At 47.8% G+C, this 22,475-nt stretch carries 17 protein-coding genes and 1 pseudogene; 16 read left to right on the top strand and 2 right to left on the bottom strand.

What is annotated here, in order from left to right; all coding sequences use genetic code 11:
* Positions 1 to 388 precede the first annotated feature (388 nt).
* From FIU95_RS13570 to FIU95_RS13525, 11 genes and pseudogenes are all read left to right on the top strand, one after another.
* A complete protein-coding gene (locus FIU95_RS13570; RefSeq protein WP_172975403.1) occupies positions 389 to 1,567 on the top strand; it encodes a hypothetical protein in 1,179 nt (392 codons plus the stop codon).
* Between the two features lie 224 nt (positions 1,568 to 1,791).
* Positions 1,792 to 2,598: a sensor histidine kinase gene (locus FIU95_RS13565; protein WP_172975402.1), complete on the top strand. Its 807-nt coding sequence runs from the start codon at positions 1,792 to 1,794 to the stop codon at positions 2,596 to 2,598.
* Complete coding sequence (locus FIU95_RS13560; protein ID WP_152454274.1) at positions 2,586 to 3,347, top strand: LytTR family DNA-binding domain-containing protein; 762 nt, start codon at positions 2,586 to 2,588, stop codon at positions 3,345 to 3,347. The genes FIU95_RS13565 and FIU95_RS13560 overlap by 13 nt, the downstream gene beginning before the upstream one ends.
* Before the next feature lie 124 nt (positions 3,348 to 3,471).
* Positions 3,472 to 4,533, top strand: a complete 1,062-nt coding sequence (locus FIU95_RS13555) for an Ldh family oxidoreductase (protein ID WP_152454273.1) — start codon at positions 3,472 to 3,474, stop codon at positions 4,531 to 4,533.
* 407 nt (positions 4,534 to 4,940) lie between these two features.
* Positions 4,941 to 6,383, top strand: a complete 1,443-nt coding sequence (locus FIU95_RS13550) for an amidase (RefSeq protein WP_152454272.1) — start codon at positions 4,941 to 4,943, stop codon at positions 6,381 to 6,383.
* On the top strand, positions 6,380 to 7,579 hold the full coding sequence (locus FIU95_RS13545; RefSeq protein WP_152454271.1) for a pyridoxal phosphate-dependent aminotransferase: 1,200 nt from the start codon (positions 6,380 to 6,382) through the stop codon (positions 7,577 to 7,579). The genes FIU95_RS13550 and FIU95_RS13545 overlap by 4 nt, the downstream gene beginning before the upstream one ends.
* Before the next feature lie 417 nt (positions 7,580 to 7,996).
* Positions 7,997 to 9,550, top strand: coding sequence for an alkaline phosphatase (locus tag FIU95_RS13540; RefSeq protein WP_152454270.1), 1,554 nt, complete (start codon positions 7,997 to 7,999; stop codon positions 9,548 to 9,550).
* Positions 9,551 to 10,253: 703 nt separating this feature from the next.
* Positions 10,254 to 12,131 carry an MFS transporter gene (locus FIU95_RS13535; protein WP_152454269.1) on the top strand — a complete coding sequence of 626 codons (1,878 nt, stop codon included), beginning with the start codon at positions 10,254 to 10,256 and terminating at the stop codon, positions 12,129 to 12,131.
* A pseudogene (locus tag FIU95_RS21770) lies at positions 12,128 to 12,199 on the top strand (hypothetical protein); the annotation flags it as partial. The gene FIU95_RS13535 and the pseudogene FIU95_RS21770, both read left to right, overlap by 4 nt.
* Before the next feature lie 12 nt (positions 12,200 to 12,211).
* Positions 12,212 to 12,364, top strand: coding sequence for a hypothetical protein (locus tag FIU95_RS21500; protein WP_253868631.1), 153 nt, complete (start codon positions 12,212 to 12,214; stop codon positions 12,362 to 12,364).
* 392 nt (positions 12,365 to 12,756) lie between these two features.
* Positions 12,757 to 14,064, top strand: coding sequence for an NAD(P)/FAD-dependent oxidoreductase (locus FIU95_RS13525; RefSeq protein ID WP_152454267.1), 1,308 nt, complete (start codon positions 12,757 to 12,759; stop codon positions 14,062 to 14,064).
* Positions 14,065 to 14,321: 257 nt separating this feature from the next.
* Here FIU95_RS13525 and FIU95_RS13520 read toward each other — a convergent pair whose 3' ends face one another.
* On the bottom strand, positions 14,322 to 15,047 hold the full coding sequence (locus tag FIU95_RS13520; protein WP_172975401.1) for a cysteine hydrolase family protein: 726 nt from the start codon (positions 15,045 to 15,047) through the stop codon (positions 14,322 to 14,324).
* A gap of 918 nt (positions 15,048 to 15,965) precedes the next feature.
* Between FIU95_RS13520 and FIU95_RS13515 the strand changes: the two genes are divergently transcribed.
* The 5 genes from FIU95_RS13515 (at position 15,966) to FIU95_RS13495 (ending at position 21,102) form a co-directional block, all read left to right on the top strand.
* Positions 15,966 to 17,306, top strand: coding sequence for a hypothetical protein (locus FIU95_RS13515; protein WP_152454265.1), 1,341 nt, complete (start codon positions 15,966 to 15,968; stop codon positions 17,304 to 17,306).
* A gap of 473 nt (positions 17,307 to 17,779) precedes the next feature.
* The gene (locus tag FIU95_RS13510; RefSeq protein WP_152454264.1) at positions 17,780 to 18,391 is read left to right on the top strand and encodes a hypothetical protein; all 612 of its coding nucleotides are present in this window, start codon (positions 17,780 to 17,782) and stop codon (positions 18,389 to 18,391) included.
* 20 nt (positions 18,392 to 18,411) lie between these two features.
* Positions 18,412 to 19,095, top strand: a complete 684-nt coding sequence (locus FIU95_RS13505; protein WP_152454263.1) for an ABC transporter ATP-binding protein — start codon at positions 18,412 to 18,414, stop codon at positions 19,093 to 19,095.
* Positions 19,083 to 20,297: an FtsX-like permease family protein gene (locus FIU95_RS13500; RefSeq protein ID WP_152454262.1), complete on the top strand. Its 1,215-nt coding sequence runs from the start codon at positions 19,083 to 19,085 to the stop codon at positions 20,295 to 20,297. Before FIU95_RS13505 ends, FIU95_RS13500 begins: the two co-directional genes overlap by 13 nt.
* Positions 20,290 to 21,102, top strand: coding sequence for an outer membrane lipoprotein-sorting protein (locus FIU95_RS13495; RefSeq protein ID WP_152454261.1), 813 nt, complete (start codon positions 20,290 to 20,292; stop codon positions 21,100 to 21,102). The genes FIU95_RS13500 and FIU95_RS13495 overlap by 8 nt, the downstream gene beginning before the upstream one ends.
* Positions 21,103 to 21,120: 18 nt before the next feature.
* On the opposite strand, the gene FIU95_RS13490 is transcribed toward FIU95_RS13495, so the two are convergent.
* On the bottom strand, positions 21,121 to 22,140 hold the full coding sequence (locus FIU95_RS13490; protein WP_152454260.1) for a tRNA-dihydrouridine synthase: 1,020 nt from the start codon (positions 22,138 to 22,140) through the stop codon (positions 21,121 to 21,123).
* Positions 22,141 to 22,475 lie beyond the last annotated feature (335 nt).

Here is a 22,475-nt window from a genome sequence, read left to right as displayed (position 1 = left end):
CGCGGCAGGCTAAAAATCTTCACTGTTCCGAAGTTGTTTGGTGGTTTAGCGATAGTGGAGAGTGTTTGCCTTGCCCTTACGAGGCATTCGTGGGGGGGTACGCTTTTTTGCCTTGGGTGACAGCGTACTTAATTCGGGCTATGTATGGCCCGTTAGTCACTTTGTCCACAGATCTCAGCTGGCTTAACGGTACATATTTGAAGGCATAGTCTCTTAGAGTGTCGGATTCATTATTTTATTCCCCACAAGCCTATTTAATCTCACACGAGTTATTACTTACCATCTATCCAATCCAGTTACTGCTTGTCTTATATAAATACCACTGATCAGTTGGGCTGGAGTCGACAAACAGCATTGCTAAATTGCCTCTATCAAACAGGAGGTGATGATGAGAAGGAATGCTTTTTGGCTGTTATTGATGTTGTTTTCGGCGAGTGAGCTCAAGGCTGCATCGCTTGCACAGCAGTGGGAGTTGGCCGTGGCTGTTAATGCCAAGAGCCAATCGGAAAGTGCCATCTTCGATACCGAGTCAGGGTATGAGCGCCAGGCAAAGTTACAGGGTGCTCTGCAGTTGTCAGGTTGGGAGGGGCAGGTATCTGTGCTGCATAAAGCGGATAATGACGCTGGCGAAGAGTCTGAGTTGATTGTGGAAGAGTTCTTCTGGCAGGGAGGCTGGTTTGACTGGGATTTGTTAGCGGGTAAGCGACGCTTGGATTATGGTGTGAGCTATGCCCATAGACCGCTGGATTTATTCCTGCCTATGGAACGCAACCCCGTATCTCTGCGTGTGAATGAAGGGGTTGCCGTAGTGTCTGCCAGTCGCTTCACTGCCAGCGGAGAGCTGAGTCTGATGCTGGTTGATGCCAATGCAAGCCAGCTTATTGATGAAGTACTTCCGAAAGGAATAGCTGTACGTTGGTATCAGTTGGAGGGGGAGAGCGAGTGGCAATTACTTGGCTACCTAGATGATCAGCGCGGCCTGAATATCGGCGCTAGCTGGGTTGCGACCTATGGTGAGTCTTGGGAGTTGCACAGCGAAGGCCGTTACCAGCAGCGTTATCGTCAGTGGCTAAAGCCCGATGCACCGGAAGCTAGCGTTTCACCTCGTGAGGGAGAGCAGAGCGATGGCTGGCAGGCCCTATTGGGTATGACCTGGACCCATAGGGCAGGACACACAGTGATAGCGGAATACTGGTTTGATAGTCGGGCGTGGCATACGCGTGACTGGAAAAAACTGTCAGAGAATGCCCGCTGGTACCGGGAGCAGGGAGCTCGCTGGGATGGGGTTAGGTATGCCTCTGGGGCAGTCTTTTTGAGCGAGGGTCGCAATCGCCATAATGTGATGTTGCATTGGAGCTTGTCTAATCACAATTACAACCCGAAGCTAGATCTTTTATATTCCCCTGATGATGGTGGCTTTGTTGTGACAACCGGTATTCACCGTGAAATGAATAGTAATTGGACTCTCGGTGCATCAATAAGGTATTTTGGCGGCGCTGAACAATCGTACTTTGCACAACTGCCAAGTGATACCCACGTTACTTTGACTGCGAATATGAATTTTTAAAAGGAATCATGGTGACTTTACTCAGTGAATTTTTACGTATCCTGATTCTTTGTGTGGTTGTGGCCTTCATTACTAGGGAGGTATGGGGAGGGAGTTATTTTTTCCATTTTTGCATCTCCCTGGCATATGGTTTTGTTGCTTTTTCTACACGCAAGTTGATCCTTCATTTAAAACCAAACTGGCCACATGCACTCAAATATGCAATAACTATTTCAGCAACGCTAGTGTTGGGTACTGTCAATGTCTGGTGGTGGGTTTCCGGCTTTGGTACTTTCCCGGCGTTTGATGGCCTGATCAATTCTCTGATCATTGCCACCTTCTTAACAACTCTGCTTTACCAGTTTTACCTTAATCGTGAGCAATCCCATCAGTTAGAGGCTGAACGTAGAGAAGCAGAATTGCTGCAGAGTCAGCAACAAAAAACTTTGGTACAAAGCCAGTTAAAAGTATTGCAAAGTCAAATAGAGCCCCATTTTCTCTTTAATACTCTGGCTAACCTAAAAATGCTAATTCGGCATGATCCGCAGAAAGCAGAATTGCTGCTGGATAGTTTCAGTGATCTCCTGCGCTTTAGCCTGAATAAATCGCGTTCTGATTATGTATCTCTTAAAGATGAACTCCGTAGCCTGGAGAGCTATCTGGCTATTCAGCAAATCCGTTTGGGAGAGCGTCTCCAATATAAGGTTGAACTGGCAGAAACCGTTAATCCCTCCACAGTTGTGCCACCATTGTTAATACAGCCTCTGGTGGAAAATGCCATTTTTCATGGTATTGAGCCTTCCTCCAAGGGTGGTTTGGTTTGCCTTAAGGTGGCGACAGAAGCTAACCAATGGGTCATAGAGGTGGAGGATAATGGCGTTGGACTACAGGCTGTATCCAGTAAATCTAAGCCGAATAAGCACAATGGTTTGGCTTTGAATAATATCAAGGAGCGTCTTGCCACCCTGTTCCAGGAAAAAGGCAAGCTGCAGATAAGTAGTAATAAGCAGGGCGGAGTTACCGCCCGATTGGAGTTTCCATGCGCGCAATAATTGCCGACGATGAACCCTTGTTGCGTCACCATCTGGACAAAATGCTGGCTGATGTTTTCCCAGAGCTCGAAGTGGTTGGCAAGGCCGCCGATGGCCAGGAGGCGTTAACGCTTTGTCAGCAAGAGCAACCCGATGTCATTTTTCTGGATATCCGTATGCCGGGCCTGGATGGCATTGCAGTCGCCACCGCGCTTAACAAGCTGGAAACCAAGCCAGTTGTGGTGTTTATTACTGCCTATGATGAATACGCCGTTAATGCTTTTGAGCAGGAAGCCGTAGATTATTTGCTAAAGCCCATTGATGAGAAGCGCTTGCAGCTTGCATGCGATCGCATCAAAAATCGGCTGGATAGCAGGGCAGATGAACAGGCGCAAGCGAGCCCAAACATTGCGGTTTTGCTGCAAAAACTCAATGTAGGCAAGCCGGAATATTTACGCTGGATCAGGGCCAGCAGGGGAGAGGATGTACACTTGATCGCTTGTGATGAGATATCGGCATTTGTTGCTGAAGACAAGTACACCACTGTCCACTCTGATCAGGGGCAGCATATTATTCGTACGCCGCTCAAAGAGCTGATGACGCAACTGGAGCCGGACCTTTTTTGGCAGATACACCGCTCAACGATTGTTTGCGTGAAGCGAATCGACAAAATAAGCCGGGGTCTAACCGGTTCAGCCACAGTTATTATGGAGGATGGGCAAAAGTTTGCGGTTAGCCGCAGAGCTGCTGCCATGTTTAAATCTATGTGAAGCTATGTGCTGTAAACTGTAAATAGACGGAGATAGATCGCTCTACAGTAAATCAATTTTTTTCAGTTTATAGCTAGCGCACGTCGGATGCCACTAAATTCACTGTGATTAATACGGAGTCACCATGTCTAGTTACTACCCAGCCGCAGAACTACAGAAATTTGCAAGCGACTTGTTTCAGCGGGTGGGGCTCGCCAAGGATCGTGCGGATGTAATGGCTAATGTTTTCCTGCAGGCAGATTTGCTTGGCTTTACCACGCATGGCCTGCAGCGGGTGGTGAGTAATCTAAAGTGGTTACAGAGTGGTGAATCCCGGCTCAGTGGCGATCCTCAGGTGTTGTCTGATCGTGGTAATTGCTTTAACTGGGATGCTCAATTTTTACCTGGCCCCTGGGTATTAACCAAGGCCATCGAGCAGGCTTTATCTCGAATACCTGAACAGGGTGTGGTCACGGCAACCATTCGTCGCAGTCAGCATATTGCGTGTCTGGCTGCTTACCTGCCCCAAATTATTGAAGCAGGATATGTAGCGATCCTTACCTGCTCGACACCTGGGGAAAATACGGTTTCCCCACAGGGAGGGCTCGATCCCCTGTTTTCGGCAAATCCTTTGGCTTTTGCTGCTCCTGCGGGTGAATATCCCTTGTTATTTGATATCAGTATGTCGGTTACCGCTGGCGCCTATGTCTCCCGTGCTAAGCGAGAAAATACCAAAATGCCTACGCCATGCCTAAAGGATAAGCATGGCAATTTATCCGATGACCCTCTGGCTTTTGATGATGGCGGCAGTATTCTGCCGATAGGTGGGGCTGATCACGGTTACAAGGGGGCGGCACTCAGTGCAATGTTAGAGGTGTTGTCGATGGCATTGGGAGGCTACGGTCGCGGTGATGAGTCGGCCACACAAGACAAAGAAGCCAATTCAGTTTTTTTACAGGTTATTGATCCCCAAGCCTTTGGGGCCCAGGCGGATTTTCTGCGCCAAACAATTGCCTTGAGTCATCTTTGGGAGCAAAACCGAAGCGATAGTGGTAAACCTGTACGGGTGCCGGGCCAGCGTGCCTGGGCCATGAGAACGCGACAGTTGCGCGATGGAGTCGAGTTATACCCGTCTATTATGCGGGATTTGCAGCCTTGGGCTGAAAAACTACAGGTCCCACTTCCTAGCGCGCTGGTAACAAGCTGATTTTTAGCCGTATACCACTACGCCTGAAACTCCACGCCTTCAACTACTGCCTCAGCCGCACCCTCAAGTAGGCGCTACCGTTACGCCCCATTTCCTTGTGTGAGCTAATGGGGCGCTAATTTCTTCTCTCCGGATTTTGATTGCTTAGTGTTGGGCTTGCCTTCACTGCATTTCCCTTACTCTAAAAGCTCATTGATACCCTGTTAATTCAATAGGGCTTTTAAGCCGGGCTTATTTGACTTGATCACCGGTCCTTGCTCACCTGTGATATTCCTTATCTGGAGTATTGTCGGTTTGGTTATATCTCGAATTTGAAAATCGGGGCGGTTTAGTCCACATGAAGATGGCGGGAGCTGTGTAGGCTGGTACTACGATAGGGGGCATAAACCAAAATAAAAGGAGGGAACATGAATGATTTTGCCCATATGACAGCCTTGGAGCTGTTAAAAGGATATAAGGATAAGTCATTTTCTCCGGTGGAAGTGACAGAAGCGCTGTTGAGGCAGATAGACTCCTGTAATCCCGCTGTTAATGCCTACTGTCTTGTAGATAAAGAGACCACAATGGTCTCAGCTCAAGCCTCAACCCAGCGCTATTATCGCGGTGAAACTCAAGGTGTGCTGGATGGTGTGCCGGTGGCGATTAAAGATGTTTTCCTTACTCCGATGTGGCCCACAATCAAGGGCTCTAAAACCATCGATCCTAAGTCCACCCTGGGGAAAGAAGCGCCAAGTGTTGCGGCTTTGAACCGCAATGGCTATGTCCCTCTGGGCAAGACCACAACACCGGAGTTCGGCTGGAAAGGGGTGACGGATAACCCGGTCGATGGTGTTACGTGTAACCCATGGGATACCGATAAAACTGCCGGTGGCTCAAGCGGCGGCAGTGCAGCAGCTGTTGTGCTCGGTATGGGACCTCTGGCCTTGGGTACCGATGCAGGGGGCTCTATCCGTATTCCCGCGGGCTTTTGTGGTCTTGTTGGGCTCAAGCCGAGTTTTGGTGAAGTGCCACACTGGCCAGCGAGTCCTTTTGGAACCCTGGCGCATGCGGGTCCCATGGCCTGGACGGTATCCGACTGCGCTCTGTTGATGAATGTATTGAGTGAAGCCGATCCGCGAGATAGCAATGCGATTCCCCGTCGCAACATTGACTATCTTAAGGCGATTTCCGGTGAGCCACGCGAACTGCTCAAGGGAATGAAAATTGCCTACAGCGCAACCTTGGGATATGTACAAAATGAGCGGGATGTAGAGCGGGCTGTGTACAATGCCGCGCAGCTCCTGCAATCACTTGGCGCTGAAGTGACTGAGGTTACACCGGGTTTTGAAGATCCTCTCGCAGCGTTCGGCCACCTGTTTTATGGCGGTGCAGCCAATGCCCTGCGCACTATCGGCAAGCGCCAGCGCACGGTAATGGATTCCCAGCTGGTTGCTGTCGCGGATAAGGCCTCGCAGCTCTCAATGCTGGATTACCTCGCCGCGGTGAATGAGCGAACAGCTCTGTGTGAGCATATGGCTCAGTTTCATAATAAGTACGATCTGCTGATGACGCCGACCCTGCCGATTACAGCGTTTAAAGCTGGCCGTGAGGTGCCAGAGGGCTGGCCCAGTACCCGCTGGCCCTCGTGGACACCGTTTACCTACCCCTTCAATATGACAGGCCAACCGGCACTTTCTGTGCCCTGTGGTTTCTCCTCTAACGGTTTACCTATTGGTATGCAGCTTGTAGGCAGGCGTTTTGAGGATGCTACGGTGCTGCGGGCCGGGCAGGCTTACCAGCTTGCCGCTCCAATGACGGATAAACGCCCAAAGCTTTTTTATAACAATATTGCCGAGGGAGAAAAGGTGTGAGCCGGTTGGAATTTGATTTCTACGAATCGGAGGATCCGGTCTGGAATCCGGCGCTTTTAACGATTCCGGTACCCGGTATCCGCAAGATGGTTAATCTGGCGGCCACCATGGATGACGTGATTCATTTGTCTATCGGACAACCTGACTCACCGGCTCCGCCTCATGTTATCCAGGCCACGGTTGATGCGGTACAAGCAGGGCAAACCGGCTACACCATGGATGCGGGGCTACCAGAACTGTTAGAGGCGCTCGCCGAATATAATGGTGAACGCTATGGCCGTAAGATCACTCCAGAAAATATACTTGTCACTACCGGTGCAACAGAAGCCATCTACTTGGCACTTACGGCCATGTCGGCGCCGGGGCGCGAGTTTATTATAGCTGACCCATCCTTTTTATTGTATGCCCCCTTAATTCGCATGAACGGTGGGGAAGTTCATTATATTCCCACCCGTGCAGAGAATAATCATCAGCTAGACCCACAAGAGGTCATTGATGCAATAGATAATAACACCCATGCTATTGTCTTGAACTCGCCTAGTAATCCCACAGGAACAGTCTATCCACGTGAGACCGTGGAGACTATTGTGCAAGAGGCCGCGTATCGCGGTATTTTTGTGATTAGTGATGAGGTTTATGATCATCTAATTTACGATGACCGTGATTATGCCGGTGTGCTCTCTTGCTGCTCTGATCTCGATCATGTAATTATTATCAGCAGTTTTTCCAAAACTTTTAGTATGGCTGGTATGCGCGTTGGTTGGATGATTTCAAGTCAGGGAGTTATCCGTAAATTACGCCGGTATCATATGTTCACCACTACCGTTGCAAATACTCCCTGCCAGTGGGCTGGTGTAGCAGCATTAAAAGGAGATCGAAGTTTTATTGCGGATATTATAGAAAATTATAAAAAAAGGAGAGATCGCCTGGTCCAGTTGATTGAGCAAACGCCATACCTTGAAGGTTATACCCCTGAGGGAGCTTTCTATATGTTTCCATCGTTACCCGAGGGGATAAATGGTAATAATGTCGCCTTGCGTATGTTGAGGGAGACCGGAGTGTGCACCATTGCTGGAGATACCTTTGGTGAATCTTGCCGTAACGCCTTGCGTTTCAGCTACGCGACCTCAATTGAAAACATTGAATTAGCTTTTGAACGTATTATTCCATGGATGGAGAGGCAAAATTTTTCCTAGAGAGTATCTCGACTTATTTTCTTTGGGGTGAATTCCGATTGAATTATTTCTGACTTCTCTTTTCCTAGAGAATATATAAATATTCTTTATGTTAGATCTGTCAGTTTTATGTGGATGTACCACTAGCTTGGACTTTGCAAGGCTGTTGCCCGTTGTGATTATTTGTATCCTTTAGAAGTCTCAATCCATTAGGTTTTTTGCTCTTTGCTCTTTGCTCTTTGCTCTTTGCTCTCTGCTCTCTGCTCTCTGCTCTCTGCTCTCTTAATTCTTTTTTGTTGTTTGTTTGGTTTTTGGGTTTCAAAAGGATCTCTCTTTTAAAGCGGGGATGGTCCTTTGTAGATTTTCATGCAGTTGTAACGATAGTTTGTTTTACTGAAGAGGCAGCAATTAAACCTTTTAAATGAAAAGCATTTCGTTATGACAAAAATAAATCGACGCACATTATTGAAGTGGGGCGGTCTACTAACTGTTTCTGCCATGGCACCAGCAGTTTGGTCTAAAAGCGGGGCGAAGCAATATGAATATACTGGTGCAGCCAGCATTTCCAGCCACTTTTTGCACGGGGTGGCTTCTGGAGATCCTACCGTTAATTCAGCCATTATCTGGACAAGAGTCACCACCGAAGAGGCGGCGCCACTGGTTTATTGGGAGGTAGCCCTAGATGATTCCTTTGAACAAGTTGTATCAACAGGTTATACGCAAACCGATGAGTCAAAGGATTTCACAGTCAAGTTGGATGTGACTGAATTGAATTTTGGCCGTGACTATGTTTATCGATTTAAATACCGCGATCAGTCCTCACCGGTTGGTCGTTTAAAGCTGGTGCCCCAAAGCAATACCGATATCCCCTTTCTAAAATTTATAGTGACATCCTGCTCGCATTTTGAGCATGGTGAATTTGTTGGCTATCGGGATATGGTGGAAAGAGAGCAGAATATTGATGCGGTCATTCATCTTGGTGACTATTCCTATGCGTCCTCCAATTCTGGTGACTACCGTAAGTTTAGCCATTCCGACTTCAAGTTCGATCGCGAAAGTTTTAGGGCTCGCTATTCCGAGATAAGAAAGGATGCCTTCCTGCAACAGGCACACCAGATGCATACTTGGATGGTGATATGGGATGATGGCGATTTAAGAAACGGTGTCTGGCGAGAAGGGCCGGCCATTGATGGTGCTGACTTCAATGAGGCGATGGATATCGCCATGGAAACTTTCTTTTTGTGGATGCCCATCCGCTATATTGCACCCAAGCGTGTTTGGCGATCTGCTCCCTATGGCGATCTGGCCGATATCTTCTTTATGGATATGTGCTTTTATGATCGAGATGAGCCGATCAATAATATGCCGGATAATCTGAGCAAGCGTCAGCCAGTATTTGAGCAGTACGATTTCCCCGGGCGCAGTATCATCGGCCAGGAGCAAGCGTCTTGGTTTGAGCAGGCACTTCGGACATCCACTGCCCGCTGGCGGATTGTCTGCTCCGGCGCTCCGGTGTTTGAGTGGTGGGATAACTACTCTCCCAGTGCCTGGCGGGCTTACCCCCAGTCTCACAAGTGGCTGCTAGAGCTATTCTCAGAGCTAGATAACAATATTGTTGTTTTGTCAGGTGGTCTGCATAAAGCGATGGCAGCCGGTCTGGCTTTGGACCCCTTTGCCAGTGATTACAATGCTGGTCGCGATAACGTAGCTGTTGAAATTACTGCACCCTCCCTGACCCGGGGCGATGGCGGTGCCCTCTGGTACGAGATTGCTGATAATCGTAGTACCGAGAAAGCCCTTAAGAAGAACCCCCATATGAAATTTCGTAAGGGTAATCGCGCCGGCTATCTAATTACCAAATTTGAGGCTGATCAGTTTGTCGGTCGCTGGAGGCTCTACGAGGATGTAAGAAAGGTGAATGGCCCCAAGGCGGATACCTATGGGGACATTGTGAGTGAGTACGGAAAATCTAAAATTAAATTTGTGGATTGATCGTTAGGATAATATTGGAGAAAAGGAAATCTTATCTCTATTTTAACGGTTGATGGACTCTGCAAAGAATAAAAAAATAGAAGAGGGAGGCGTATAGTTTTTCCGCCTCTCTTTATTTAAAAGAAGCCTTATATCGATTAAGTGTCGGTTGGTACCCTCCCAAATAAGTTTCATTTGGAGCTTGGCTATCTCGTTTACGATATCTTCATTTGTTGTGATGAAGGGTCTCTTGCATAATCACTCTGGATGAAATTAGCGTTGAATATATCTTGTCAGCCTAGTGTGGTACACATTGCTAGACTTTCCCTAATGCATAAATGTGATTGGTGACAATAACTGTTAGGGTTGGTAGAGGTTTGCCAGGTTGATTTCTTTAAAGATTTATAGTCGCAGTATTGATGAGGAAAAATAATATACCATATTTGTAAATATGATATTGAGAAGTCCCAGGAGGGGCGATCTCAGTATGATCGCCTAGGTGGAAGAGGTTTTCCTGTCTTGCTTATTAATGGAGAGCTGGTTCATGGATGCAATGCTAGTAAAATATTAAATGCTTCTTGGGGAATTCAAGGCCTCAGTTTATTGCGATTAGCTTTTAAGATGATTGTTAAGACAAAACTTCGGATACATTATTGGGTCTTTAAGCAGCAATCTATGGCGCCACCGCCAGTATGCGGAAAACAGCCCACAAGAGCGATAAAGAATGGCTCAAAACCAGTTTAAGCTGCTCGGTACACGACGTTTCCTACCGCTGTTTATCACTCAGGTTCTAGCAGTTTTCAGTCGGAATATGTACAAAAATGGGCTAATAGTGCTGCTGGCATTCCGTATGGCTGAAGAGGAATCTAATACACTGATCAATATTGCCACTGGCCTGATTATTCTGCCCTACTTCCTCTTTTCCTCCTTGGCAGGCCAAATCTCCGATAAATTCGATAAAAGGAAGCTCATCAGAATCTACAAGCTGGCCGAAATAGGTATAGGTATCGTGGGTATTATCGCGATGTTTACCCAGCATTATGCCTTGAGCCTGGTGGTCTTTTTCTGCTATGGCACCTCCTCCACACTTTTCAGTGCGGCAAAATTTTCCCTGATACCCCAGCAATTAAATAGAAGTGAGCTACTTGCTGGCAATGCGTTGATCCAAATGGGAGCCTTTATTGGTACCCTGACCGGAACAATTGTCGGCACTATATTGGTCGGATTCACTCATCCCGGTCAGCACGGATTAACATTTATCGCGGTCATATTGATATTCACGGCCGTCATTGGTTTTCTGGCAAGTTGCGCAATTCCCAAGGCCCCGCCTTCATCTCCAAAACTGCGCATTAATTGGAATCCCGTGGCACATGCCATGCGTGTCATGTACTTGGCGTGGCAAACACCTCCTGTGTTTTACTCCATTTTCGCCATTTCCTGGTTCTGGCTGACAACCACGGCATTTCTCGCGCAGATTCCCAACTTTACCCGCGACACCCTTGGGGGAAATGAAGATATTATCACTTTGCTGTTGTGCTGCCTCACCGTGGGCACAGCCTTGGGATCACTGCTGTGCAACTGGCTATCCCGGGGGCGTATCGAATCGGGATTGGTGCCACTGGGTGCTATTGGTATCACTTGCGCTGGATTGGCGCTCGGTTTCCAATCCAGCAGCTTTCAAACACTTTCCAACGCAAACCTAACCCAGTTTTTTAACCATCAAGGTTCCTATTTGATCCTTCTCTATATGACGCTCTTTGGGATTTTTGGCGGTATTTTTACTGTTCCCTTATATGCAATGATCCAGGACCGTTCAAGTGCAGAGATTCGCGCGCAGATTATTGCGATCAGCAATATGCTCAACGCGCTGTTTATGGTGACAGCCGCTCTCGTGAGCATTACTTTCCTGGATATCCTAAAGATCTCTATCCCTAAATATTTTGTCATTATCGCTTTACTAAATCTGATTGTGGTCACTCTGATTTTTGCCAAGTTACCAGAGTTTATCATGCGCGGGCTGCTATTGCTGCCTGCACGAATCCTCTATCGGGCCAGCCAAAAGGGATTGGATCAAATCCCTAGAGAGGGGCCCGCTCTCATTATCAGTAACCACATCAGCTTTCTAGATCCAGTGATATTGGCGGATACCGTCGAGCGTTATGTGCGCTTTATCGCACACCCTAAAATCTATAAATCCCGTCTGCTGCGCTGTATTTTACATATGAGCGATGCTATCCCTATAGGTTTGGATCTCGATGATCCAAATAGCCGTGAGCGCACTTACAAAGCTATAGAGGAGAGCTTGGACAACGGGGAGTTACTCTGTATTTTCCCCGAGGGGAAAATCAGTGAAGACGGTGAGCTGCAGCCATTTCTGAAAGACATTGAGGAGATTTTACGGCGCAAATCTGTTCCGGTTATCCCTATTGCCTTACATAGTGCCGATGCCCAGGACGAAAACTCAGCGCAGCAGTCTAAAAAGAAAAGTAAACGCCGCTTATTTCCCGAAGTTCTGGTAATCGCAGGACAACCGGTAGAGAGTATCAATACCGATTCGGAAAGCCTGCAAAAAAAAATTCGAGATCTCAAGAAAAAAGAATAGGAATAAATGATAGAAAGGAGATTGCGCACAGCGCCCACGCCTTCACTGATGTCACCGGCTTTGGCCTGCTCGGTCACTTAATGGAAATACTGAAATCTGACGGACCTGATGCCACACTGATTGCCGAGCCACTGTCGATGATTCCCTGTGCCCGCCAATGCCTCGAGCTCGCCTGGCTATCTAGCATGCAGCCGCAAAACGCCTACGTATATGTGGAAAACCTGCCGGAATGACAATCCATGGCACATAGGGATTCCTCAGACCTGTGGCGGTCTGCTCGCCGAAGTGCTTGCAGACACAAAACGGAGCCCTGCGCGCGTAACTACTGCAGAGTGGTTCCAGCCAGGCCTCTATCATCGATGTGATCAGCAGAAACGAGAATCTACAACTAAAGGTATAAAGGTAAGCCTGCGAGAGATGGCCACTGGAGGCAGTTACTTATCCGCGATAGCGAAGTCGAATACAGCCAAGTCGATAACCCCGTACTAGCCTACATTACTTAATAGCCGTTAATTCGGAGGGTTTTGGCTTCAAAATAGATGATGGCAGGCACCTATATACAGCGAGAGTTATACACAGATTAGTGAGTCAACATTTTAAGTAATAAATGGGACGACCAGCCTCCATGAAAAAGATTGTGATCATCGGTGGCGGAGCCAGTGGCCTTCATTTGGCAACTCGGCTTGGACGTTATTTCAACTCTACCCGGATGCTTGGGCTTAAGCATGAGGGCCCATCTGCTCAGATCACTTTAGTCGATAAGAATCGCACCCATATCTGGAAACCCCTAATCTACCAGGTGGCCGTTGGCACATTAGACACCAGTATGGATGCTCTTAACTACCAAGTTCACGCCAGCTCTAATGGCTATGAATTCCAGCTCGGCTCACTGCAATCCCTCGACAGGAAGCGCCAGATTTTGACCCTAGGGGCAGTGCTGAATGACAAAGGCTGCGAACTAATACCTCCGCGCGAGCTGGAGTACGATTATTTGGTGCTCTGCGTTGGCAGCATAAGCGATGACTCCAATATACAGGGGGTGCGCGAGCACTGTATTCCTCTCGACAGCATTGAGCAGGCACACAACTTTCACAAGCACTTGCTTGATCACCTTCTATGCCTAGAAGCCTATCCCAATAAAACATTACAAATAGCCATTATCGGCGGTGGCTGTACCGGAGTGGAGCTTGCTGCGGAGCTGGTGATGGCTAGTAGGCAGGTTGGCCAATATGGGCGTATCTGTACCGGTGCCATTGACATTACCTTAGTCGAGGCCGAGCCTCAGCTGCTACCGGGTCTACCGGCAAGATTGGGCAACAGCGCCGAGCGCGAACTATGTAAGATGGGAGTTCGTGTACTTACCAACAGCCATATTATCAGTGTCAGTACCAACAGCCTCACTACAGATGATGGCAGAGAGATCCCCGCAGCAATTCGAGCCTGGGTCACCAGGGTTAAGGCACCGGAGTTCCTCACTCGGTTGGATGGTCTCGTCACCAACCAACTCAACCAGATAGAGGTGAAAACCACCCTACAAAGCAAAAATGATCCCCATGTCTTTGCTATGGGGGATTGTGCCAGCTGTATCGACGGTAACAAGCAGCGTGTACCATTACGCGCATTAGCCGCGCAACAGATGGCCAAGCTTTGTTCCACCAACCTGATCGCCCTGATAGAAAACAAATCCCTGGGGCACTTCTATTACAGGGATCGTGGTTCGCTGGTTTCCCTTAGTACAAACACTGCTGTAGGGAACTTAAGGACCGCTTTTGTAAGAAGAAACCTTACCATTGAGGGACGTATCGCCAGTTTGGCCTACCACTCCCTCTACCAAATGCACTTGGCGACAATCCACGGCTGGCCCAAGGCCATACTGCTCTATTTACTTAGTCAGGCCAACCGTGCAGTGAACCCCCGCCTTAAATTGCACTGAAAAGGATAAAGTGGAAACTGACGCGACAATCAAAGATTTACTGGCCTTTGTCATTGGGCACCCTTGTCGCGTAGTTTGTTGCTTAAGTGATTGTCCGGCGTTGGTGGTTTGATCAAACCTTATTTTCTCAGGATCTATCCATGGAGTGGACCTGTCTTACTGACTATAACTGTGCGAAGTGTTTAGGAGGTGGCAAGCTATTCAAAACAGATCAGACAGAAAATTATATTCAGGATAAGCCAACTCCAATATATCGCTTAAGGCGAGTCGTGTGATGCCCCCACAAAATACAATACTTTGTGGTTAGTGATATAACCATAACCATCTTTAAATATTGAAAGCGCATATTTAGCAAGCTCACAATTGGCACTCCAAACAGAATCTTCTAAAATATATGTTTTGAAGAGAAATGAAGCACTTTGCGCAGTAGCCATGACACAAATATGTGTTTCCACACCAACAATAAAAACTGTATCAACCCCTAAACCTAGTAATTTCTCCTCCAGGGAGGTATCAACAAAGCCGTTATAAACATGCTTTTCAACTACAACTGCCTCCTCCTCTGCCAACTGCCAAATAGGCTCTATTATTTCCGCACCCCAAGTGTCTGACTTGCAAGGGTAGTAACACCTTCCTCTATTTTCCTCGCCACGAAGAAAAGAATTACGATATTTATGGTCTGGCTTAATAATTGTCTGCAACAGAAGAACAGGAATCTCTCTTTCTTTGGCAATCCTCATACATAAAGAAATATTATTAACTACCTTTTCCAGATCATCACCTTTGCGGATGATCCGCGGACTCCAATCTCTAGATGGCGACGGATTTTTAAGCTCCATATTGCTGGAACCATGCTGCCTGCGATCGTAATACCCCCCCGCACAACAAAAATCATTTTGCACATCGACAACAACCAGAGCCGCGTTGATATTTGTTGACAGATCATTTATCACATTGTCTCCTCCATCATCGGCCCTATTCAAATCTTTTTCCTCGCATTCAGTTCTGTGTCTGTTGAATACAGCAGTGCATGACCGTTTTGTCGCCACTATTAGACTTTAGCATCACAACATAAATAACTCTTTTCAAAAAGTTGGCATAGACTGCCTTTGCATAAACCTTAGTGGTATCATTCAAAGCCCCAACATGCTCTAAACGATTCAAGTCAATCTTTCCATCGTGATTTGGGTCCGTTCTGTGCCGCTGTAAACGCCTTCCTATAGCCATCGCAACTTGCCAACGATTGGTAACCCCGTTGGGAAGATTGTCGGGACAAATTTCACCTTGGCGTAGTAGGTATCTGCAGCAAGTTATTTAATACCGAGATCAAGGAACGTTGGTAAAAATTTGACGGTGTGGTGAGCATATAGCTCAATTCCAGATCGGCTTTCTTCGTCTATTATCTGCTAAGCATCCAAAGGAAGGGCAGTAATCGACTTCAGGCTAGTGATGCTGGTCATAGAGATTTCATGGCCATGCTGTGAGGCTCCGGCACTACCATTGTAATACCTGTCCAGGCCCTCCGTCTTTTTCTCTGACTCATCGATAATAATGGCATATATAGCAGCTATGTATCCATGATAGCTTGAGAACTTCTGCATTGAACTTAACGAAGAAAAAAATGTGACGAGACTATCGAGGATAGAGCCTCTTACTGGCTAAGCTGTATCTCTCCATGTTCAGAAATGTCGCCTTCCTCTTAGATACCATCAGTACAGCAAACAGGGAGGGCATGAACTTTCTTTGTGTTTTTTTGATGTTGGACATTCGAACGAAAATAGTTTTTACTACGTCTTCCCTGGGAAGGTAGTGCGTCAATTTGATCTGAGAACCTTATTTTCTCAGTACCTGACCAGGGTTCCCACCCTTACCATCTCTTAAAGCTGTCCGAAGTGTTGTTAATGAAAGCACTATTTTTTATAAATATATTTTCTCGTAAAAAATCCTTTGTAGTTGCTGTGGTTACAGTGTGGTTGTTTTTAGGGTTTAGCTCTATAGCTCGAGCAAATAATATAAGTACCAAGCTGGAAAAAAAGCCAGATGGCGACTGGTCTGTGACCTTTATGTCAGAAAAGCCAATAAAGCGGCTTGCTTTTAAAAGCTCCCCCGATAACTCAAGAAGTAAACGCTGGATTCCTACTGCTACAGGGTATCAGTTTGAGTTTAATGAGGGGAGAGAAAGTGTACTGCGTGAAGATGGTGGTGAGTTTACAGAAGTTACCTTTCACCTAACCCCAACTTATACTGTTCTCCCCAAAGAATACGCTCCTTTCTCGCCGTTTTCTGATGGAGGTTATCTTTTGCATACAGGAAGGTTTTTTGCTTGTGCAGAATCCTGTCAACCCAGTCTAAATCATTGGCGTTTAATGATAGCTGCGCCCGAGTCTGACAATATTATCTTGCATGGCAAGATCTATCAGGAAAGTATTCAGTGGGAGGCCTTAGACGAGGGCAGTAAGATCTATATTGGTCATGGAAAGCCGATACAGAGTGACCACTTTGTTAGTGTGATTGATGAGCTTCTACCAGAGAAGCTTCAATATCAGATGAGCATACAGTTGCCTAAGTTGATGGTTTTCTTCGCGGATAAGATGGGTGCGCTTGGCTATAGACCAGCGTTGTTTGCTTCTTATAGCTCAACAGATGATGGACGAATTGGTCATCAGGGTGGAACTTTGCCCGGTCAGATATTTATGCATTGGTATGGTGATGAGTCTGTTATTGAAACCATTGATGTCGATGAATTGTTTTGGCTCTTTTCCCATGAAGTTGCCCATCTGTTCCAGAGAGAGGGGGCTGATGTTATAGATACTGCTGATTCCTGGATACATGAAGGGGCGGCAGACTATTTTGCAGGCCTGGCATTCAAGAGTATCCTTTCTAAGGATTTTCTGTCGCAGAAGATAAATCAAGCAGAGAAAAAATGCCTTGCCAGTCTGGAGGATAATCCGGTTTACTTGGATGCATCACGTAAGAATCCACGTGTTCACTATGATTGTGGTTTGCTGATTATAAATGCGATAGATAAACAGTTAAAAGAGCAGGGCTCTATTTCCATTTATGAATTATGGAATCTTTATTCTTCAAAGGTTTCATCAGGAGCGTCGGCTGGGGCGGATCAATTTGTGCTTGCTACCAAACCTTATCTGTCATCAGAAATGATCAAGAACTTGGAAAAACTAAATACCTCTGAATTCTCTGCTTTAAAATTTATTAGCAAATTGACAGGGGATAATCCCTAAAATACTGATGCCTAATTTTACCACTTAATCCAAGATGGGTAAGTGTTGGCTTACCCTCTAAATGGTTTTACTAATAAGGCGGAAGGGAAGAATACCCCTCTCCCGGGACCGTATGAGGCATGGATGCCGATTACGAGCATACAGGGATGTATTCACAGCGTGTCCCGGGAGAGGGGTATTCTTTTCTTCCGTCCCGGTAGTAACTCATACTAATACTTATAGCTGTTAGAATGGGCTGTATATTGGCTATGAGACAACATTTACAAATCGGTTCTACTGTACCACTTGCTGGGAGCTAGCCCCTCGTCACTTCCGTTTGTCTCTCGTTGTTTGACGCTTATCTTCAACTTCTAACCCCATTCAGCCACAACAGCTCCCGTTTATCCCTCTCCTCATCCCTTTATCGCACCATCAAGAACCCCCTCGATAACCAGCGTTAATCTGCTCTCAACCTAAACGCAAGGAGAGAAATCATGAAGAAGATTATCGCAGCGGCACTGATTCATCTGGGTATGACAACTTCCGCTTTTGCTGCAGTGGATGCGCAGTTAGAAGGACTATACACCAAGGCGGCGCAGCAGAGTGGGGATGCCATTGAGGCTTCTTATGAGGCTTTCAAAGCTGCTCAGCAGCAAGATCCCACAGATCCGGCTGCTTTATTTTACCTGGGGGCCAGCGAGACGCTGATGGCCAAGGAGAGCTGGCTGCCGTGGAAGAAGGTGAGTTATGCGGAAAATGGTATTGCCCGTATGGACAAAGCCCTGCTGATGATTGAGGAGCTAGAGAATCCCGGCCGCTCGGCTAGGGGAATGCCCCGGGATTTGCTTTTTAAAGGGATTGCGGCAACCACCTTTACCAAGGTACCCGCCTTCTTTAATGCTTTCGATCGGGGTTTTGAGCTTTATGGTGAGCTGATGGATGACCCGCGACTGTCGCAAATGCCGGTACAGGCAGTGAGCTGGATCTACTGTGGCGCCCTGGAGGCAGCGGATTTGGGGGAGAAGTCTGAGCTGAAAAGTGAGTGGCAGGCAGTGGCCACCACAAGCGGGGCGCTGGCCCTTTGTAAGCCGGATACTGAGCAGTAGTTGGAATTGGAGCAGAATCGATGTTGCAGCTGACACATATAGAAAAGACCTATAAGACCGGCGAAATAGAACACCAGGCTTTACGGGACGTCAACCTGGCCATTCGCCCCGGCAATATGGTGGCCCTGTGTGGGCCCTCTGGCTCCGGCAAAAGTACCCTGCTGAACATCTGTGGTTTGCTGGATCAGGATTACTCGGGTGTGGTGCACTTTGCCGGTGAGTTAATGACCAGAGACTACCAGCAGGCGATGAAGATACGTCGCACTCAGATGGGGTTTATTTTTCAAAAATTTAACTTGGTACCGGTGATGAGTGCCTTTGAAAATGTCGCCTACCCGTTACAGCTCAATGGAGTGGATTCTGCAGAGGTAAAACAGCGGGTAATACAGATGTTGGATCATGTGGGCTTGGCAGAATTTGCCCGATATCGCCCCGATCGTCTCTCCGGTGGTCAGCAACAACGGGTGGCAATAGCCCGGGCACTGGTGCATAGGCCCAAATTGGTGATTGCCGATGAGCCCACCGCAAGTTTGGATAGTGTAACGGCCCAGCAGATTATTGAATTAATGAAACATCTGGGCAGGGAACAAAAAACAGCCTTTATCGTGGCCAGTCACGATGATCGTATGACCCAGCATTGTGACAGGGTAATCAATTTACAAGACGGTGTGATTTTGCAGGAGGAAGCCCCATGCGTCGCTTAAAAATGGCAGTGTTGAATTTATTGCGCAATCGCCGCCGCAGTCTTTTGACCGTCGCAATTGTCGCTATTGTGGTGATGGCTCTGATGACTTCCGGGGGCTTTGGACTCTATACCTATAAATCCCTGAAAGAAGGCGCGGCACGCAGTCAGGGGCATCTGGTGTTTACCCAGCCTGGATATTTCAATAGCGATGAAGATTATCCATTACAGAATGGCTTGGAAAATGGCGATGAATTGAGAAAGCGCTTATTGACCGATAGCCGGGTAAAGGCGGTACAGCCGCGTATCTATTTGAATGGGTTAATCTCCAATGGAGAGAAGTCGACCATATTTTTGGGGCAGGGGATTTTACCGAGTGAGTTTCGGGTAAAAGGGCCTTTTTTAAATATGACCGAAGGTGGCATTCTCAGTAAAAATGAAGATCCTACCGACCCACAGATTATGCTGGGCAAGGATCTGGCCAGAAATCTGAATGTAAAAACTGGGGACTATGTCACCCTGATGTCCACCACCGTAGATGGGGCTCTTAACGCACTGGACTTTAAAGTGCAGGGAATTTTTGGAACTGGTGTTCCTGATATGGATAAGCGTCAAGTGTATCTGTCGATAAATTCTGCCCAGTTTATTCTCGATAGTAAAAAGGTCAGTACCATGCACCTGTATGGTTACGAGCTGGAGGACACCGAAGTATTAAAGGCGCGTTTGGCTGGTCTGGCTCCAGAGTTGGAAATTACTACCTGGGAGGATCGTGCCTTCTTTTACCAAGGGGTGAAGAGTCTATACGATCGAATTTTTGGCCTGATGGGCGTAATCATGGCGATGGTAATTTTTGTTTCCCTCTTCAATACCTTGGCGATGTCGGTTACAGAAAGAACCCGCGAGATCGGCACTCTCTCCGCACTGGGTACGTCCCGCGCCGAATTACTGCTGGGTTTTGTGTTGGAGGCGTTGGTGTTGTCTCTGGTAGGAGCGATCGTGGGCATCTTGCTGGCAGCTGCGGTGAGTATGGGTTTGATGGTGTTTGAAGTCACCATGCCTCCCCCTCCCGGTAAAACGGAGAGCTACCCCCTGGTGGTGTATTTCTCCATGAACCTGGCTTGGATGATCACATTAGCAGTAGCAGCAATCTGTGTTCTGTCTTCCTTTATGGCGGCACGCAAGGGTGTAAACAAACCGATTACAGAGGCATTGGTACATGTATAAGTTAGCGAAAATAAAAACTGCTTGGAAACTATTGGGTAGCGCTCTGGTATTAGCGATAACACCCATGGCACTGGCTAATTCACTAAATACCAACAGCGGAGCCAGCGGTGAGATTAACTACACCGCGCAGCAGGTGGAGGCCATGCTTGCCAAAGCCGACTTTTACCGTTTGCAAGAGAATTCCGCTCGGGTAGTGACAGAAGTGCAGGTCTACAAAAATGGTGAGTTAGACAGTATGGATAAATACCATGTGTACACCCGTCCACAGCGCAAATCTCTGGTGGTATTTAAAGGCAAGGGAGAGGAGGGCACCAAAATGTTAATGCTGCAAGATAACTATTGGATGTTGATGCCGCGCAGCCGCCGCCCTATACGGATTACACCCATGCAAAAACTGCTGGGGGGCGCATCGGTGGGGGATGTGGCTACACTCACCTGGAGTGAGGATTATCAGGGCGTTTATGCAGGGCAGGAGACATTACAAGATCGGCTGGCCAATCGCCTGAATCTTACCGCCAAAACCAAAGGGGCGAGCTACCAGCGTATTAACTTGTGGCTGGATAGCGAAAGTCATTTTCCGGTAAAAGCTGAGCTTTATTTGAAATCCGGCAAGTTGGCCAAGATTGCACACTTTACCTCGGGGCAGAGAGAGGGGCGACAGGTGGTGGCGGAAATGCTGCTGCAGGATACGATCAATACTGGCACCGAGACACGGGTTATTTATGAGAGTGCCCAGGCCCATGATTTGCCGGAAAAGTATTACAACCCGGCCTACCTGAGCCGCCAGTCAACGGCCGAACTCTAGCGCACTTTGCAGCCGCTATTAAGCGGCTGCAATGGTTTTCTGCTTAGTGATTTCCTGCGGGGACTCCAATTCCTGGAAAAAAATGGCCTCAATAGCTTCCGCCTCGCGCAGGCGTTTGAGCTTCTCAAAAAATACCTGGGCTTCTGGAAACGCGAGCTTGAGATAAGCGAGCCACTGCTTGATCCGGTTGCCCAAATACTTGGCCGGGTAAACTTCCCGGGTAATTTGATAATAACCCCAGAGTAACTCGACAATCTGCGGCCATGCCATTGGCTGATATTCTACCCCGGCGCAGAAGGCCTTAATTTGCAGTCCCAAATCGGGCCTTGCCAGCAGGCTGCGGCCAAACATAAAGGCCTGGCAATCGGTTTGCTCGCGGCAGCGCTGAAATTCTGCCAGTGTCCAGATATCGCCATTTGCGACTACCGGAATCTGCAGTTTTTCCCGAATCTCACCGATATATTCCCAGTAAGCTGGCGGCTTGTAGCCATCGACTTTTGAGCGCGCGTGAACCGCCAACTCGTTGGCCCCACCGGCGGCTGCGGCCAGAGCGTTATCCATATAGGTAGAGCGGTCGTTGAACCCCAGGCGGATTTTCGCCGTGACAGGGATGTGATCCGGTACGGCTCGGCGCACAGCGCCGACAATCGCCTCCACCCGGTGCGGGCTTTGCAATAGGCAGGCGCCCCCATCGCTGTTATTGACCGACTTGGCTGGGCAACCAAAATTCAGATCGATCGCTTTTGCTCCCACGGCAAACGCTTTGGCGGCATTGATGCCCATGGCCTCGGGATTGCCGCCCAGAAGTTGCAAGCGTACCGGGACATCATTGGCCGTTTTGGCGCCTTCCAAGAGCTCCGGACACAGACGAGTAAAAACCCTGCGGGGTAGGCGGGTATCGGTAACACGCACAAATTCGGTTACACAGATATCGACTCCGCCAATCGTTGAGAGCAGCCTGCGCACATGGTGGTCGATAACACCTTCCATTGGGGCCTGGTAAATCTTCGGCTGCAGGGAAATAGTCTTATCGGTCATAAAGCTGAAAATCGGAAAAATTGGTGTGATGGTTGGCGCATATTCTATCAGCTAGTGGGCGCTATTTCGTAACAATGATCATTTCGCTGGTACTTTTCATAGGAGATGTAAACTCAAATTCGAACGTACTTGCACCAATAAAGGGCGTAATGAACCAGGCGCCACCGTTGCCACTGAAACCATTAAGTGTTTGATTTTAAAAGCAACTTGTATTGATAATAGAAAATTGACCGTACTTCCATGCTGCAGAAAAACTTTCTGGCAGCAGATAGTTTTGTTACTTGTCGGGGTGGGGCCGCCAACACAGTTGTATTTGCCCCGCTTGACGACTAGAT

Origin of the sequence: Microbulbifer sp. THAF38 (assembly GCF_009363535.1) — a bacterium.
GTDB lineage: Bacteria > Pseudomonadota > Gammaproteobacteria > Pseudomonadales > Cellvibrionaceae > Microbulbifer.
Note: the sequence above shows the minus strand (reverse complement) of the source record. Positions and strands in the feature narration are given on the sequence as shown.

Coding starts and splice junctions, on each gene's coding strand:
- FIU95_RS13515 (WP_152454265.1), top strand. CDS start 15,966: ATGAAAGCACTATTTTTTATAAATATATTTTCTCGTAAAAAATCCTTT.
- FIU95_RS13555 (WP_152454273.1), top strand. CDS start 3,472: ATGTCTAGTTACTACCCAGCCGCAGAACTACAGAAATTTGCAAGCGAC.
- FIU95_RS21500 (WP_253868631.1), top strand. CDS start 12,212: ATGGAAATACTGAAATCTGACGGACCTGATGCCACACTGATTGCCGAG.
- FIU95_RS13550 (WP_152454272.1), top strand. CDS start 4,941: ATGAATGATTTTGCCCATATGACAGCCTTGGAGCTGTTAAAAGGATAT.
- FIU95_RS13505 (WP_152454263.1), top strand. CDS start 18,412: ATGTTGCAGCTGACACATATAGAAAAGACCTATAAGACCGGCGAAATA.
- FIU95_RS13560 (WP_152454274.1), top strand. CDS start 2,586: ATGCGCGCAATAATTGCCGACGATGAACCCTTGTTGCGTCACCATCTG.
- FIU95_RS13495 (WP_152454261.1), top strand. CDS start 20,290: ATGTATAAGTTAGCGAAAATAAAAACTGCTTGGAAACTATTGGGTAGC.
- FIU95_RS13510 (WP_152454264.1), top strand. CDS start 17,780: ATGAAGAAGATTATCGCAGCGGCACTGATTCATCTGGGTATGACAACT.
- FIU95_RS13570 (WP_172975403.1), top strand. CDS start 389: ATGAGAAGGAATGCTTTTTGGCTGTTATTGATGTTGTTTTCGGCGAGT.
- FIU95_RS13535 (WP_152454269.1), top strand. CDS start 10,254: ATGGCTCAAAACCAGTTTAAGCTGCTCGGTACACGACGTTTCCTACCG.
- FIU95_RS13490 (WP_152454260.1), bottom strand. CDS start 22,140: ATGACCGATAAGACTATTTCCCTGCAGCCGAAGATTTACCAGGCCCCA.
- FIU95_RS13525 (WP_152454267.1), top strand. CDS start 12,757: ATGAAAAAGATTGTGATCATCGGTGGCGGAGCCAGTGGCCTTCATTTG.
- FIU95_RS13540 (WP_152454270.1), top strand. CDS start 7,997: ATGACAAAAATAAATCGACGCACATTATTGAAGTGGGGCGGTCTACTA.
- FIU95_RS13500 (WP_152454262.1), top strand. CDS start 19,083: ATGCGTCGCTTAAAAATGGCAGTGTTGAATTTATTGCGCAATCGCCGC.